The 15,758-nt window shown below is 69.4% G+C and carries 12 protein-coding genes; all 12 read left to right on the forward strand.

The genetic code is table 11. The features are described from left to right. The first annotated feature begins 42 nt into the window (after positions 1–42). The 12 genes from SALPAC3_RS0117275 (at position 43) to SALPAC3_RS0117330 (ending at position 15,631) form a co-directional block, all read left to right on the forward strand. On the forward strand, positions 43–1,368 hold the full coding sequence (locus SALPAC3_RS0117275; RefSeq protein WP_018222458.1) for an NADH-quinone oxidoreductase subunit D: 1,326 nt from the start codon (positions 43–45) through the stop codon (positions 1,366–1,368). Between the two features lie 32 nt (positions 1,369–1,400). Next, positions 1,401–2,309, forward strand: coding sequence for an NADH-quinone oxidoreductase subunit NuoE (nuoE, locus tag SALPAC3_RS0117280; RefSeq protein ID WP_018222459.1), 909 nt, complete (start codon positions 1,401–1,403; stop codon positions 2,307–2,309). After that, positions 2,306–3,637 carry an NADH-quinone oxidoreductase subunit NuoF gene (nuoF, locus tag SALPAC3_RS0117285; RefSeq protein ID WP_018222460.1) on the forward strand — a complete coding sequence of 444 codons (1,332 nt, stop codon included), beginning with the start codon at positions 2,306–2,308 and terminating at the stop codon, positions 3,635–3,637. Before nuoE ends, nuoF begins: the two co-directional genes overlap by 4 nt. Further along, positions 3,637–6,156: an NADH-quinone oxidoreductase subunit G gene (locus tag SALPAC3_RS0117290; RefSeq protein WP_018222461.1), complete on the forward strand. Its 2,520-nt coding sequence runs from the start codon at positions 3,637–3,639 to the stop codon at positions 6,154–6,156. The genes nuoF and SALPAC3_RS0117290 overlap by 1 nt, the downstream gene beginning before the upstream one ends. A gap of 61 nt (positions 6,157–6,217) precedes the next feature. After that, a complete protein-coding gene (gene nuoH, locus SALPAC3_RS0117295; protein ID WP_018222462.1) occupies positions 6,218–7,564 on the forward strand; it encodes an NADH-quinone oxidoreductase subunit NuoH in 1,347 nt (448 codons plus the stop codon). Position 7,565: 1 nt separating this feature from the next. After that, positions 7,566–8,201, forward strand: a complete 636-nt coding sequence (nuoI, locus tag SALPAC3_RS0117300) for an NADH-quinone oxidoreductase subunit NuoI (RefSeq protein ID WP_018222463.1) — start codon at positions 7,566–7,568, stop codon at positions 8,199–8,201. After that, positions 8,198–8,968: an NADH-quinone oxidoreductase subunit J gene (locus tag SALPAC3_RS0117305; protein WP_018222464.1), complete on the forward strand. Its 771-nt coding sequence runs from the start codon at positions 8,198–8,200 to the stop codon at positions 8,966–8,968. Before nuoI ends, SALPAC3_RS0117305 begins: the two co-directional genes overlap by 4 nt. Continuing rightward, a complete protein-coding gene (gene nuoK / locus SALPAC3_RS0117310; RefSeq protein ID WP_018222465.1) occupies positions 8,965–9,282 on the forward strand; it encodes an NADH-quinone oxidoreductase subunit NuoK in 318 nt (105 codons plus the stop codon). The genes SALPAC3_RS0117305 and nuoK overlap by 4 nt, the downstream gene beginning before the upstream one ends. 13 nt (positions 9,283–9,295) lie before the next feature. Continuing rightward, positions 9,296–11,254, forward strand: coding sequence for an NADH-quinone oxidoreductase subunit L (gene nuoL / locus SALPAC3_RS0117315; RefSeq protein WP_018222466.1), 1,959 nt, complete (start codon positions 9,296–9,298; stop codon positions 11,252–11,254). 82 nt (positions 11,255–11,336) lie between these two features. Further along, positions 11,337–12,869 carry an NADH-quinone oxidoreductase subunit M gene (locus SALPAC3_RS0117320; protein ID WP_018222467.1) on the forward strand — a complete coding sequence of 511 codons (1,533 nt, stop codon included), beginning with the start codon at positions 11,337–11,339 and terminating at the stop codon, positions 12,867–12,869. Then, entirely contained in the window at positions 12,866–14,419 is a 1,554-nt protein-coding gene (nuoN, locus tag SALPAC3_RS0117325) for an NADH-quinone oxidoreductase subunit NuoN (protein WP_018222468.1), read from the forward strand. Before SALPAC3_RS0117320 ends, nuoN begins: the two co-directional genes overlap by 4 nt. A 126-nt stretch (positions 14,420–14,545) precedes the next feature. Further along, a complete protein-coding gene (locus SALPAC3_RS0117330; protein ID WP_018222469.1) occupies positions 14,546–15,631 on the forward strand; it encodes a polyprenyl synthetase family protein in 1,086 nt (361 codons plus the stop codon). Positions 15,632–15,758: the final 127 nt, after the last annotated feature.

Genomic DNA, 15,758 nt, shown 5'->3' on the forward strand with positions numbered 1-15,758 from the left:
TGAGCTTGCGAGCCCCGCAGTCGCGAATGGAGGGCAGGCAGAGTGAGCGCGTCCAACTACGCCACCGAGCGGGAGACCGCCGAGGGCAAGGTCTTTACCGTCACCGGCGGGGACTGGGATGTCGTCCTCTCCGGTACCGATCCGATCAACGACGAGCGGATCGTCGTCAACATGGGTCCGCAGCACCCGTCCACGCACGGGGTGCTCCGGCTGGTGCTGGAGCTGGAGGGCGAGACGGTCCGAGAGCTCCGCTCGGTCGTCGGTTACCTGCACACCGGCATCGAGAAGAACATGGAGTTCCGGAACTGGGTCCAGGGTTCGGCCTTCGTGACCCGGATGGACTACCTCGCCCCGCTGTTCAACGAGACGGCGTACGCGCTGGCGGTGGAGAAGCTGCTCGGCATCGAGGAGCAGATCACCGAGCGGGCGACCACCATCCGGGTCCTGATGATGGAGCTCAACCGGATCTCCTCGCACCTGGTCTGGGTGGCCACCACGGCCATGGAGCTGGGCGCGATCAACATGATGCTCTACGGCTTCCGGGAGCGGGAGTACGTCCTGGAGATCTTCGAGCTGATCACCGGGCTGCGGATGAACCACGCCTACGTCCGCCCGGGTGGGGTGGCGCAGGACGTGCCGGACGAGGCGATCGCCAAGATCCGTGACTTCTTGAAGCTGATGCCGAAGAAGCTCGCGGAGTACGAGAAGATGCTCTCCGGTCAGCCGATCTGGCTGGAGCGGACGCAGAACGTCGGGGTGCTCGACGCGACCGGCTGCCTCGCGCTGGGCGTGACCGGCCCGGTGCTGCGCTCCGCCGGCCTCGCCTGGGACCTGCGCAAGACGATGCCGTACTGCGGCTACGAGACGTACGAGTTCGACGTGCCGACCCACACCGACGGTGACGTCTGGGGCCGGTACCTGGTCCGGCTGGCCGAGATTCGGGAGTCGTTGAAGCTCGTCGAGCAGGCGGTGGACCGGCTCCGGCCGGGCCCGGTGATGGTGGCGGATCGGAAGATCGCCTGGCCGGCGCAGCTCGCCATCGGGGTCGACGGCATGGGTAACTCGCTGGAGCACGTGGCAAAGATCATGGGGCAGTCGATGGAGTCGCTGATCCATCACTTCAAGCTCGTCACCGAGGGCTTCCGGGTCCCGCCCGGCCAGGTGTACGTGGGCATTGAGGCGCCCCGGGGCGAGTTGGGGGTGCACGCGGTCTCCGACGGGGGGACCCGGCCGTACCGGGTGCACTACCGGGAGCCGAGCTTCGTCAACCTCCAGGCCCTGCCGGCGATGGCCGAGGGCGGCCTGATCGCGGACGTGATCGCCGGTGGCGCCTCGCTGGACCCGGTGATGGGTGGGTGTGACCGGTGAGTGACGCAGTCGCGAACGGAAAGGGGGCACCGATGACCGTGTTTTCCGAGGAGACCCGGGCGCGGGCCCGGGAGATCATCGCTCGGTATCCGGCCGATCGGTCCCGCTCGGCGTTGCTGCCGCTGCTGCACCTGGTGCAGTCGGAGGAGGGGTATGTCTCCCCGGCCGGCATCGCGTTCTGCGCCGAGGTGCTGGGGCTGAACAAGGCCCAGGTCGGTGCGGTCGCCTCGTTCTACACGATGTACAAGCGGCGGCCGACCGGCGACTGGCTGGTCAGCGTCTGCACCAACACGATGTGCAACGTGCTGGGCGGCCAGGAGGTGTACGACGCCCTGGTCGAGCATCTCGGTGTCGGGCACGAGGAGACCACGGCCGACGGCACGATCACCCTGGAGCACGCCGAGTGCCTGGCGGCGTGCGACTACGGACCGGTGATGACGGTCAACTACGACTTCTTTGACAACGTGGACCCGAAGACGGCGGTCGGGGTGGTCGACGAGCTGCGGGCTGGTAACCAGCCGACCCCGAGTCGCGGGGCCCGGCTCTGCCGGCTGAAGGAGATGTCGGTGCAGCTCGCCGGCTTCGCCGACGAGCGGGAGGGCGCGGTCGCCGATGGGGGCCCCGGCGAGCCGACCGTGCGTGGGCTGCGGCTGGCGCAGGAGCACGGCATCGCGGTCACTGGGTTCGACCCGAACACGCCGATCCGCAGCAAGGCCGAGGCCGAGCAGGCCGCCGCCGAGGCGAAGGCGAAGGCCGAGGCCGCCAAGCCCGCCGCCGGTTCGACTGGCGCGGCCCAGGAGAGCCGGCCGGCCGGTTACGCCAAACCCGCCAGCGACGCCAAGCCCGCGGGGGACGACGCGCCGGTGAAGGAGCGCTCGTTGAAGGACGCAGCGGCGGGCATGGGAGATGCGGCCGGGAACGAAAGGGGCGCAGACCAGTGACCACTCCTCGGCCGGAGACGCTGGCCAAGCTCACGCCGGTGCTCACCAAGCGGTGGCTGTCGCCGGACGCCTGGCGGATCGGCACCTATGAGCGGCTGGATGGTTATGCCGCGCTACGCAAGGCGTTGGGTGCCCACCCGGACGACCTGATCCAGCTGGTCAAGGACTCCGGGCTGCGCGGTCGGGGCGGCGCGGGCTTCCCGACCGGCCTCAAGTGGGGGTTCATCCCGCAGGAGCCGGACGGTCGGGCCCCGACCCGACCGCACTACCTGGTGGTCAACGCGGACGAGGGTGAGCCGGGCACCTGCAAGGACCTGCCGCTGATGACGCACGACCCGCACTCCCTGATCGAGGGTGTGATCATCGCGTCGTACGCGATCCGGGCCAACCGTGCCTACATCTACATCCGCGGCGAGGCGGTGCACGCCGCCCGCCGGCTGCGCCACGCGGTGCAGGAGGCGTACGCCCGGAACTACCTCGGGAAGAACATCCTCGGCAGCGGCTTCGATCTGGAGCTGGTGGTGCACTCGGGGGCCGGGGCGTACATCTGCGGTGAGGAGACCGCGCTCCTGGACTCGCTGGAGGGGTTCCGCGGCCAGCCCCGGCTGCGCCCGCCGTTCCCGGCGACCCACGGTCTGTACGCCAGCCCGACGGTGGTGAACAACGTCGGCACCATCGCCTCGGTTCCGTATCTCGTGCTGGGGGGCGCCGCCTGGTGGCGGAGCATGGGCACGGAGAAGTCCTCCGGGCCGATGATCTACTCGCTCTCCGGTCGGGTTGTGAACCCGGGCCAGTACGAGTGCTCGATGGGGGTCACGCTCCGCGAGCTGATCGAGCTGGCCGGTGGCATGCAGCCGGGGCACTCGCTGCGGTTCTGGACGCCGGGCGGCTCGTCAACGCCGCTGCTGACCGCCGACCACCTGGACGTGCCGCTGGACTTCGAGGGGGTGGCGGCGGCGGGGTCGATTCTCGGCACCACGGCGACGCAGATCTTCTCCGACCAGGACTGCCCGGTCTACGCGACGTACCGGTGGCTGGAGTTCTACCACCACGAGTCGTGCGGCAAGTGCACCCCGTGCCGGGAGGGCAACTACTGGATGGTCCGGGTCTACCGCCGGATCCTCTCCGGCCAGGGCACCCAGGAGGACCTGGACACGCTCCTGGACACCTGCGACAACATCCTCGGCCGCTCGTTCTGCGGCCTCGGTGACGGTGCCACCAGCCCGGTGACCTCCTCGCTGAAGTACTTCAAGCAGGACTACCTCGACTATGTCGAGGGCCGGACCGCACCGAAGCTTTCCGACAAGCAGTTGGTGGGAGCCCACTGATGACGGACGTAGCCAAGCAGACCGAGACGGTCACGCTCACCATCGACGGTATTGAGGTCACCGCGCCCAAGGGGGAGCTGGTGATCCGGGTGGCCGAGCAGATGGGCGTCGAGATCCCTCGGTTCTGCGACCATCCACTGCTGGCCCCGGTGGGGGCCTGCCGGCAGTGCCTGGTCGAGGTGGAGGGGCAGCGCAAGCCGGTCGCCTCCTGCACCCAGACCGTCGCGGACGGCATGGTGGTAAAGACGCAGCTCTCCTCCCTGGTCGCCAAGAAGGCGCAGGAGGGGATGATGGAGCTGCTGCTCGTCAATCACCCGCTCGACTGCCCGATGTGCGACAAGGGCGGCGAGTGTCCGCTGCAGAACCAGGCGATGTCGACCGGCCGCACCGACTCCCGGTTCCACGAGCACAAGCGCGAGTACGAGAAGCCGCTGGAGATCAGCACGCAGGTGCTGCTCGACCGCGAGCGGTGCGTGCTCTGCCAGCGGTGCACCCGGTTCTCCGAGGAGATCGCCGGCGACAAGTTCATCGACCTGATGAACCGCTCGTCGGCAGAGGAGATCAACATCTACCGGGACGAGGCGTATGGCGACTCGGAGAGCGAGGACGGCGACGTGCCGTTCAACTCGTACTTCTCCGGTAACACCATCCAGATCTGCCCGGTGGGGGCGCTGACCGGCGCGCAGTACCGCTTCCGCGCCCGCCCGTTCGACCTGGTCTCCAGCCCCAGCATCTGCGAGCACTGCTCGGCCGGCTGCGCCCAGCGCACCGACTGGCGGCGGGGCAAGGTGCTGCGGCGGCTGGCCGGCGACGACCCGGCGGTTAACGAGGAGTGGAACTGTGACAAGGGGCGCTGGGGCTTCCAGTACGCCCGCGCCACCGACCGACTGACCACGCCGCTGGTCCGGGACGAGCGCACCGGCGAGCTACGCGAGGCCTCCTGGAGCGAGGCGTTGACGGTCGCCGCCGACGGGCTGCGGGCCGCCCGCGACGGTGGATCGGGTACGGCGGTGCTCACCGGCGGCCGGCTGACCGTCGAGGACGCCTACGCGTACGCGAAGTTCGCCCGGATCGCGCTGCAGACCAACGACCTCGACTTCCGGGCCCGGCCGGTCTCCCGGGAGGAGGCCGACTTCCTGGCCAGCTCGGTCGCCGGAGCCACCGATGTCAGCTACGCCGACATCGAGCAGGCGCCCGCGGTGGTGCTGGTCGGCCTGGAGCCGGAGGAGGAGTGCCCAATCCTCTTCCTGCGGCTGCGCAAGGCGCACCTGAAGAAGAATCTGACGGTCTACGCCATCGCGCCGTTCGCCACCCGTGGTCTGGAGAAGCTCGGTGCCAAGCTGGCCCGGGTGGTGCCGGGCGAGGAGGCGAGCGTGCTCGCCGAGCACGCGACGGTCGCCGAGGCGCTCAGCCAGCCGGGGGCGGTCCTGCTCGTCGGTGAGCGGCTGGGCGAGACCCCGGGTGGGCTCTCCGCTGCGGCGGAGGTGGCCCGGCGTACCGGCGCCAAGCTGGCCTGGGTGCCGCGGCGCGCCGGTGACCGGGGCGCGGTGGACGCGGGCTGTCTGCCGAACCTGCTCCCCGGTGGCCGTCTGGTCACCGAGCCCGCCGCCCGCGCCGAGCTGGGCGAGGCGTGGGACGTGCCGGCCGGAACCATTCCGAGTCAGGCGGGCCGGGACACGGACGCCATCCTCGCCGCGGCGAGCGCCGGCGAACTCGGCGCGCTGGTCGTCGCCGGCGTCGACCTGGCGGACCTGGCCGACCCCCGACTGGCCGAGCAGGCGCTGGACACGGTGCCCTTCCTGGTCAGCCTTGAGCTGCGCAACAGCGCGGTGACGCGGCGGGCGAACGTGGTCCTCCCGGTCGCCCCGGTGCTGGAGAAGGCGGGAAGCTTCCTGGACTGGGAGGGACGGCTGCGCCCCTTCGAGGCGGTGCTGAACACCGCCGCGATGACCGACGGCCGGGTGCTGGACGCGCTCGCCGCGCAGCTTGACGTACGGCTCGGCACCGCTGACGTGCCGGCTGTCCGCCGCGAGTTGGGCGAGCTGCCGCGTACCCGGACCACGAAGCCGGCCCCGCCGACGGTGGCCCCGGCGGCCGTACCGCAGCCGGGCGCCGGCGAGGCGGTGCTGGCCACCTGGCACCAGCTGATCGACCTGGGCACGCTGACCGAGGGGGACGAGCACCTCGGTGGTACGGCCCGCCCAGCGGTGATCCGGCTGGCCCGGAGCACCGCGGAGTCGATCGGCGTCGCCGACTCGGACGCGGTGACCGTCGGCACCGAACGCGGCGGCGTGACCCTGCCGGTGGTGGTGACGGAGATGCCGGACGGCGTGGTCTGGCTGCCCACCAACTCGCCCGGATCGACCCTCCGCCGCAGCCTTGGCGTCGCGGCCGGCACCGTGGTGCGGATCTCCGCCGGTACGACCGGCTCGACCGTTCCCCCGCAGTCCGACGCGCAAGTCGCGGCCGACGTGACCGACCGCCCGGGCCCGCTCCTCAACTCCGGCGGTGTCCAGTGAGGGTGGGGAGAGCACGAGTGGGGCGAGTCAGCCTCGCAGTCGCGACCGAAAGGTGGGCACAGTGACCTTCCTCGCCCAGGAACCGACGCTGGCCGATTTTGGCCGGGACCCCTGGTGGCTGGTCCTGATCAAGATTGTCTTCGCGTTCGCGTTCGGCCTGCTGGCCACGCTGCTCGGCGTCTGGTTCGAGCGGCGGGTCGTCGGCCGGATGGCGGTCCGGCCGGGTCCCAACCAGCTCGGCCCGTTCGGCCTGCTCCAGACGCTCGCGGACGGCATGAAGATGGCCTTCAAGGAGGACATCCTGCCGCGCTCCGCGGACAAGGTCGTCTACTTCTTCGCGCCGGTCATCTCGGTGGTCTGTGCGGTCACCGCGCTGTCGGTGATGCCCTTCGGCCCGATGGTCAGCATCTTCGGGCACCAGACGCCGCTGCAGGTCACCGATGTCTCGGTGGCGGTGCTGCTGGTCCTGGCCTGCTCGTCGATGGCGGTCTACGGCGTGGTGCTGGCGGGCTGGGCCTCCGGGTCGACCTACCCGCTCCTGGGGGGCCTGCGCTCCAGCGCACAGCTGATCTCGTACGAGGTCGCGCTGGGCCTCTCCGTCGTGGCGGTCTTCATGCTCTCCGGCACGATGTCGACCAGCGGGATCGTCGCGGCCCAGGGAGAACGCCCCCAGCTTGAGTTCTTCGGCTTGGATGTCGCGGCGCCCGGCTGGTACGCGATCCTGCTCTTCCCGAGCTTCGTCATCTTTTTCATCGCCATCGTCGGGGAGACCAACCGGGCCCCGTTCGACCTGCCCGAGGCCGAGTCCGAGTTGGTCGCCGGCTTCATGACGGAGTACAGCTCGCTGAAGTTCGCGCTGATCATGCTCTCCGAGTACGTCGCCATGGTGACCATGTCGGCGTTCACGGTGACACTCTTCCTCGGCGGCTGGCGCGCGCCGTGGCCGATCACCTCCTTCTGGGATGGGGCGAACTCCGGCTGGTGGCCGATGCTGTGGTTCTTCGGCAAGGTCCTCCTCCTCGTCTTTGTCTTCGTCTGGCTGCGGGGCACCCTGCCCCGGCTCCGCTACGACCAGTTCATGCGCCTCGGCTGGAAGGTCCTGCTTCCGCTCAACCTGGTGTGGATCCTGGTGTTGGCGGGTTGGCTGAAGACCCAGGGCTGGGAGCGCGCGGACCGGCTGATCCTCTACGGGGCCATCGCCGGTGTGGTGCTGATCGTCACCCTGTTCTGGCCGAACCGGCAGCCGGCGCCGAAGCCGACGCTGGCCGAGGAGGTCAACAACCGGCCGCCGGGCAGCTTCCCGCTGCCGCCGCTGGACCTTCAGGTACCACCGAGCCCGCGGACCCAGCGCATTGTCGCCGAGCGGGAGCCGGCCAACCTCGCCGACACGGACTCCAGGGAGGTGTGACGTGGGCGCGATCACCGGAACGTTCAAGGGCTTCGGGGTCACCTTCTCGCACATGTTCAAGAAGGTGGTCACCACCGACTACCCGTTCAAGCCGCCGGTCGCGGCACCGCGCTATCACGGGCGGCACATCCTCAACCGGCACCCGGACGGCTTGGAGAAGTGCATCGGCTGCGAGCTGTGTGCCTGGGCCTGCCCGGCGGACGCGATCTACGTGGAGGGCGGCGACAACACGGAGGAGGAGCGTTTCTCCCCCGGCGAGCGGTACGCCAGCGTCTACCAGATCAACTATGCCCGCTGCATCTTCTGCGGACTCTGCATCGAGGCGTGCCCGACCCGCTCGTTGACCATGAGCAACGAGTACGAGCTGGCCCGGGACAACCGCGAGGACCTGATCTTCACCAAGGAGCAGCTCCTGGCGCCGCTGCTGTCCGGAATGGAGCAGCCGCCGCACCCGATGCGGTTGGGTGACAGCGAGAAGGACTACTACGTCGGCGCGTTGGAGAACCCGGGCACCTCAGCCGGGGCGGAGCGCTCGCCGATGGGCCCCGGCCGCTACCGGATCAGCGAGCACCCCGGTGTGCAGTTCCCCGGCGCCGACCAGGCCGCAGAGCGGGCGGACAAGGGAGACGGAGCATGACCACGCAGACGGTGCTCGCCGCGGCGGGTTCGGTACCCGGAGGTGAGGCAGTCACCTTCTGGATCCTCGCCCCGCTGGCGCTGATCGGCGCGATCGGCATGGTCGCCGCCCGCAACGCGGTGCACTCGGCGCTGATGCTGGTCCTGACGATGCTCTGCCTGGGCGTCTTCTACGTGGTCCAGGCCGGGCCGTTCATCGGCCTGGTGCAGATCATCGTCTACACCGGCGCGATCATGATGTTGTTCCTCTTCGTGCTGATGCTGGTGGGCCGCGGCGCCTCGGATTCGGTGATCGAGACGCTGCGCGGCCAGCGGGTCGCGGCGCTGGTGCTCGGCGTCGGGTTCGCTGGACTCGTCGGCACCGGCATGTACCGGGCGCTGGCCGGTAGCACCGCCGCCGGTCTCGCCCAGGCCAACGCCGAGGGCAACGTGCAGGGCGTCGCCCGGCTGCTGTTCACCAAGTACGTCCTCGCCTTCGAGCTGACCTCGGCGCTGCTGATCACGGCGGCGGTCGGTGCGATGGTGCTGGCGCACATCGAGCGGCGCCGGGAGGACCGGATGGACCAGGCGGCCACCATGAGGGCGCGGTTCCGTCCCGGTAACTACCCCGGCCCGAAGCCGGGCCCCGGCGTCTTCGCCACCTCCTCGTCGGTCGCCACGCCGGCCCGCCTGCCCGACGGCCGGCTGGCCGAGCAGAGCACCCCGGAGATCCTGCCGGTCCGTGAGCTGACCGCCGAGGACACGACGTTGAAGGGGACCGAAAAGTGAGCGAGTTCTTCTCGGTCGAGCCGAACTACTACCTGGTCCTCGCCGCGGTGCTGTTCACCATCGGCGCCGCCGGGGTACTCGTCCGGCGGAACGCGATCGTGCTGTTCATGTGCGTTGAGCTGATGCTCAACGCGGCCAATCTGACCCTGGTCACCTTCAGCCGGATCAACGGTGACCTCAACGGGCAGATCATTGCGTTCTTCGTGATGGTGGTGGCCGCGGCCGAGGTCGTGGTCGGACTCGCGATCATCATGGCGATCTACCGGACCCGACGCTCGGCGAGCGTCGACGACGCCAACCTGCTGAAGTACTGAGGGGCCTGCGGTGATGGAGATTCTGGCGAAAGCCCCCGTCGAGCCGGTGGGCGCCGTCACGTACGGGACCGCCGAGGGGTTGCTCGGCAGCGTCTGGCTGCTGGTGGCGATCCCGCTGGTCAGCGCGGCGATCCTGCTGCTACTCGGCCGGCGGGCGGACCGGTGGGGGCACTGGCTGGGTGTCGCGTCGGTCGGTGTCGCGTTCCTGCTTGGCCTGACCTACTTCTTCCAGCTCCGCGGCGTGGAGAACCGGTCCGTTGAGCTGAGCCTCTGGGATTTCATCGCGGTCGGTGACCTCCGGGTGGACTTCGGTCTGCTCTTCGACCCGTTGGCGGCGGTCTTCGTACTGCTGATCACCGGGGTGGGCTTCCTGATCCACCTGTACGCGGTGGAGTACATGGCCCACGACCCGGGGCGTCGGCGGTTCTTCGCGTACTTCAACCTGTTCGTCGCCGCCATGCTCCTGCTGGTGCTCGGCAACAACTACGTGATGCTCTTCTTCGGCTGGGAGGGCGTCGGGCTGGCGTCGTACCTGCTGATCTCCTTCTGGTACGTGCGGCCCGCCGCCGCCACCGCCGGTAAGAAGGCGTTCCTGATGAACCGGGTCGGCGATGCCGGCCTGCTGATCGGCATCTTCATCATGTTCGCCACCCTGGGCACCACGCAGTACGACGAGGTCTTCTCCGGTGTCGGCTCGCTGACCGCCACCACGGTCCTGCTGCTCGGGCTGCTCCTGCTGCTCGGTGCCGCCGGCAAGTCGGGTCAGTTCCCACTGCAGGCGTGGCTCCCGGACGCGATGGAGGGCCCGACCCCGGTCTCGGCGCTCATCCACGCCGCCACCATGGTCACCGCGGGTGTGTACCTGATCGCCCGCTCCAACCCGATCTTCTCGGCGAACTCGACGCTGCAGCTGGTCGTGGTGAGCGTCGGCGCGCTGACGCTGCTGCTCGGCGCCATCATCGGCATGGCCAAGGACGACATCAAGCGGGTGCTCGCCTGGTCGACGGTGAGCCAGATCGGCTACATGTTCCTCGGCGTCGGCCTCGGTGGCGCGGCGTACGCGCTGGCCATCGTGCACCTGCTGGCGCACGGCTTCTTCAAGGCCAACATGTTCCTGGGCGCCGGCTCGGTGATGCACGGGATGAAAGACCAGGTCGACATCCGGCGCTTCGGCGGGCTGGCGAAATACATGAAGATCACCTGGTTGACCTTCATGGCCGGCTGGCTGGCGATCATCGGCCTGCCGCCCTTCTCCGGCTTCTTCTCCAAGGAGCCGATCATCGTGGCCGCGTTCGAGCGGGACGACTGGACGGCCTGGCTGTTCGGCATGGCGGCCCTGCTCGGTGCCGGCCTGACCGCGTTCTACATGACCCGGCTGTTCGTGCTCACCTTCCACGGCCCGGCTCGCTGGACCGAGGAGATCGACCACCCGCACGAGTCGCCGAAGCTGATGACGATCCCGCTGATCCTGCTCGCGGTCGGTTCGATCGGCGCCGGTGCCCTGATGGTCGGGCCGGTCCCCGAGTGGCTGGAGGCGACCGCCGGACTGGGCGGTGGCTCGGAGGCCGCGCACGAAACGGTGCTCTCGCACCTCGCCATCACGATCCTGTCGATCGGGGTAACCGTGATCGGCGCCGGGCTCGCCTGGTTCCTGTTCCGGCGCGGCACGGCCACCGAGCCGCAGCCGGCGGGGGTGCTGGTCACCGCCGCTCGGAAGAACCTCTACACCGACGCCGTCAACGAGACGGTGTTCGAGAAGCCGGGCATCTTCCTCACCCGGGCGCTGGTTTACCTGGACAACCGGGGCATTGACGGACTGGTCAACGCCCTCGCCGCCGGCGTCGGCGGTGGCTCGGGTCGGCTCCGGCGGCTGCAGACCGGCTTCGTCCGGTCGTACGCCACCTCGATCCTGGCTGGTGCCCTGCTGGTGGTGGCGGCCTTCCTGGCCGTCGAGGCGGGGTGGCTGGTGTGATCGACCTCAGGAGGCGGTCGGGGAACCCCGCGGTGGCCGCCGTCGGCGGACCGCACAGTGACGACGGAGGTAAGGCCGCGTAATGTCCGACTTCCCGTTTCTTTCGGTGCTCACCGTGGCGCCGCTGGTCGGTGCCCTGGTGGTCGCCGTCCTGCCCCGCCGCCGGCCGGAGTTGGCCAAACAGGTGGCGCTCGGCTGGTCGCTGTTGGTGCTGGCGCTCTCGGTGGTCATGTGGGTGACCTGGCAGACCGGCGGCGACCGGTTCCAGTTCCGCGAGTCCTATCCGTGGATTCCGAACTGGGGCGTCAACTTCACCTTCGCCGCCGACGGCATCGCGCTGGTCATGCTGATGCTGATCGCGCTGCTGGTGCCGCTGGTGATTCTGGCGTCCTGGCACGACGCCGAGTCGTCCAAGCGGTCGGTGCCGGTCTACTTCGCCCTGTTGCTGGTGCTCGAGTGCACGATGATCGGCGTCTTCGCCGCCGCCGACGTCTTCCTCTTCTACGTGTTCTTCGAGGTCATGCTCGTGCCGATGTACTTCCTCATCGGCAGTTACGGCGGACACCAGCGGCAGTACGCGGCCGTGAAGTTCTTCCTCTACTCGCTGGTCGGCGGCTTGTTCATGCTCGCCGCGGTGATCGGCCTCTGGGTGGTCGGCGGAAAGACCTTCGACTGGGTGGCGCTGTCGCAGGTGGACATCTCCACCGGTGCCGAGCGTTGGCTCTTCCTCGGTTTCTTCATCGCCTTCGCCATCAAGGCCCCGTTCTTTCCGTTCCACACCTGGCTGCCGGACGCCGGTGGCGCTGCCCCTGCGGGTGCTGCCGCGCTGCTGGTCGGGGTACTCGACAAGGTCGGGACGTTCGGTCTGCTGCGCTACTGCCTGCCGCTGTTCCCGGATGCGGCCAAGTGGTTCGCGCCGTGGGCGCTGGCGCTGGGCGTGATCGGCATCATCTACGCGGCGCTCCTCGCGATCGGTCAGAACGACCTGAAGCGGCTGGTGTCGTACACCTCGATCGCGCACTTCGGCTTCATCGGGGTCGGCATCTTCGCGTTCACCAGCCAGGCGGCCACCGGCGCGGTGCTCTACATGGTCAATCACGGGCTCGCCACCGGTCTGCTCTTCCTGGTGGTCGGGATGCTGGTCGCCCGCCGGGGCTCCGCGCTGATCAGCGACTTCGGCGGCGCCGGCAAGCTGGTTCCGCTGCTGGCCGGGGTGCTCTTCTTCGCTGGTCTCGCCTCGCTGGCGCTGCCCGGCACCGCACCGTTCATCTCCGAGTTCCTGGTGCTGATCGGCACCTTCTCGGTGAACAAGCCGGTGGCGGTGATCGCCACGCTCGGGATCATCCTGGCCGCCGCGTACGTGCTGTGGATGGTGCAGCGCACCACCCAGGGCACGCTCAACCCGGCGCTGACCGAGGTCGAGGGGATGAAGCGTGACCTGAACCTGCGCGAGAAGGTCGTGGTGGCCCCGCTGGTCGCGCTGATCGTGCTGCTCGGCTTCTACCCGAAGCCGGTCACGGATGTCATCAACCCTGCGGTCCAGGCGACCATGCAGGATATCGGCAAGACTGACCCGGCCCCGTCGGCCGGAACTCCACAGGAGGCGAGCCGGTGAGCGAGCTGAAGCTTCCGTCGATCGACTACGCGGCGCTCGCGCCGACGCTCATCTTGTTGGGCGCCGCTCTGGTCGGTGTCCTGGTCGAGGCGTTCGTGCCGCGCCGGCTGCGGCACGTGGTGCAACTCGCGGTAGCGCTGCTGGCGGTGCTGGGTGCGCTGACCATGGTGGTGCTGAACGCCAATGATCGTCTGATCACCATCGGTGGGGCGATCGCCATCGACGGGCCGGCGCTCTTCCTGCAGGGCGCGATCCTGGTGTTGGCCGCGATGGCGTTGCTGCTCATTGGTGAACGTACGGTCGAGCGCGGCGGTGCGTTCGTGGCGCAGGCGGCGGTGACCGCCGAGTCGGCGGACGACCGTCGGCAGGCCGAAGGGGCGCCGGGCGCGACCGAGGTGTACCCGCTGACCAGCTTCGCGGTCGGCGGCATGCTGATCTTCGTGGCGGCGAATGACCTGCTGACCATGTTCATCGCGCTCGAGGTCTTCTCCCTGCCGCTCTACCTGCTCTGCGCCCTGGCTCGCCGCCGGCGGCTGCTGAGCCAGGAGGCGGCGATGAAGTACTTCCTGCTCGGCGCGTACGCCTCGGCCTTCTTCCTCTTCGGCGTCGCGTTGGTGTACGGCTTCACCGCCGGCACCCCGGGTCGGGCGGCGGGGGTCGACTTCGCCACCATCCATGCCGCGGTCGGGGAGAGTTCGTCCAGCTCGGTACTGCTCTTCGGCGGTATGGCGCTGATCGCGATCGGCCTGCTGTTCAAGGCCGGCGCCGCGCCGTTCCACGTCTGGACGCCGGATGTCTACCAGGGGGCGCCCACCCCGATTACCGGCTTCATGGCCGCCTGCACGAAGGTCGCCGCGTTCGGCGCCCTGCTGCGGGTCTTTCACGTCGCTTTCGAGGGAGCCCGCTGGGACTTCACCCCGGTCCTCGGCGTGGTGGCGGTGCTGACCATGCTCGTCGGGGCGGTGCTGGCGGTCACCCAGACCGACATCAAGCGGCTGCTCGCGTACTCCTCGATCGCCAATGCCGGGTACCTGCTGGTCGGGGTGCTCGCGCCGACCAGCGACGGGGTCTCCGGGACGATGTTCTACCTGGTCGCCTACGGCTTCTCGGTGTTGGCGGCGTTCGCCGTGGTCACCCTGGTCCGGGACGCCGATGGTGAGGCCACCCACCTGTCCCGCTGGGCGGGTCTGGGTCAGCGGTCGCCCTTCTACGCCGGGCTGTTCACCTTCATCCTGCTCGCCTTCGCCGGTATCCCACTGACCAGCGGCTTCACGAGCAAGTTCGCGGTCTTCAGCGCCGCGTTCGACGGCGGTCAGGGCTGGTTGGTGATCGCCGGTGTGCTCACCAGCATGGTGCTCGCCTTCCCGTACCTGCGGGTGGTCGTGCTGATGTGGCTCTCCGAGCCCGGTGAGTCCACTCCCGCCGTCGTCATGCCGGGCTGGCTGACCTCGGCCGCGCTGACCATCGGTGTGGTCGCCACCCTGGTGCTCGGCGTCTTTCCGAAGCCGCTGCTCGATCTCGCCGCAGGAGCCGCAGAGTTCGTGCGGTGACACCGACAATCCGGGGCCGGCACGTGACCCCCGTGCCGGCCCCGGGGCTGTTCTCGGAGGTCATGGACACATTTGTGGGCGCCCTTTGGGCTATCCCCGCCCCGGGGTCGACGGTACTGGTGTGGCATGGTGGGAGGCGTGGTGAATCCGGCTGACAAGCTTTCGGGTGCCACCGGCGTGGGCAGTCATTCCGGCCGGGGCGGCGTGGGTCAGTTGGGTGCCGTCGGGCTGCATCCGGCTGACGCGGGGCTCCCGGAGTCGGCGCTTCAGGTGCTGGCGGGGGTCGAGGCCGCGCTGCGGGCCGACGTCGTCAGCGCCGACCCGTTCGTCACTGAGGCCGCCCGGCACCTCCTCGACGCCGGTGGCAAGCGGTTCCGCCCGTTGCTGGTGGCGCTCGGCGCCCAGTTCGGGGATCCGACTCGGGCACAGGTGGTGCCGGCCGCCGTGGTGGTGGAGCTCACCCACCTGGCGACGCTCTACCACGACGATGTCATGGACGAGGCGCCGGTACGTCGGGGGGCCCCGAGCGCCAATTCGCGGTGGACGAACTCGGTGGCCATTCTGGTCGGTGACTATCTCTTCGCCCGCGCGGCGGATATCTCCGCCGATCTGGGCACCGAGGCTGTCCGGCTGCAGGCGCGGACCTTCGCCCGGTTGGTGCACGGCCAGATCGCGGAGACCGTGGGGCCGCGTCCCGGGGTGGACCCGGTGGCGCACCACCTGCACGTGATCGCCGAGAAGACCGGCTCGTTGATCGCTACCGCGGCCCGGTTCGGTGGGATGTTCAGCGGGGCCAGCCCGACGCACACCGAGGCGCTGGCTGGCTACGGTGAGACCATCGGGGTCGCCTTCCAGCTCTCGGACGACCTGTTGGACATCTCCAGCGAGGCGGAGCGCTCCGGCAAGACGCCCGGGACCGATCTCCGCGAGGGTGTCCCCACCCTGCCGGTGCTGTATGCCCTTGCTTTGGACGATGCTGACGCCGCGTCGGTGCGGCTCCGGGAAATCCTGGCGGTCGGTCCGCTGACCGATGATGAGCTACACGCCGAGGCGCTCGGGCTGCTCCGGGAGAGCCCCGCGTTGAAGCGGGCCCGGGAGACGGTGCGGAGCCGTGCCGAGAAGGCGCGCGCGCAGCTCGCGCCGCTGCCGCCGGGCCCGGCCCGGCAGGCGCTCGAATCCCTCTGCGACCAGATCGCGGACCGGACCAGCTGACGCATCTCTCGGTGAACAGATCGCGGGCTGGCTGACGGATCCCTCGGTCTGGCTGTCGCATCTCCCGGACCGGCTGACATAGCTACCGAACCGGCGGTGGTGTCTCCGGCAGCGGACATCACCACGG

It is taken from the genome of Salinispora pacifica DSM 45544, assembly GCF_000378845.1.
GTDB classification, from domain to species: Bacteria; Actinomycetota; Actinomycetes; order Mycobacteriales; family Micromonosporaceae; genus Micromonospora; species Micromonospora pacifica.

Coding starts and splice junctions, on each gene's coding strand:
- nuoE (WP_018222459.1), top strand. CDS start 1,401: ATGACCGTGTTTTCCGAGGAGACCCGGGCGCGGGCCCGGGAGATCATC.
- SALPAC3_RS0117290 (WP_018222461.1), top strand. CDS start 3,637: ATGACGGACGTAGCCAAGCAGACCGAGACGGTCACGCTCACCATCGAC.
- SALPAC3_RS0117305 (WP_018222464.1), top strand. CDS start 8,198: ATGACCACGCAGACGGTGCTCGCCGCGGCGGGTTCGGTACCCGGAGGT.
- nuoL (WP_018222466.1), top strand. CDS start 9,296: ATGGAGATTCTGGCGAAAGCCCCCGTCGAGCCGGTGGGCGCCGTCACG.
- SALPAC3_RS0117320 (WP_018222467.1), top strand. CDS start 11,337: ATGTCCGACTTCCCGTTTCTTTCGGTGCTCACCGTGGCGCCGCTGGTC.
- SALPAC3_RS0117330 (WP_018222469.1), top strand. CDS start 14,546: ATGGTGGGAGGCGTGGTGAATCCGGCTGACAAGCTTTCGGGTGCCACC.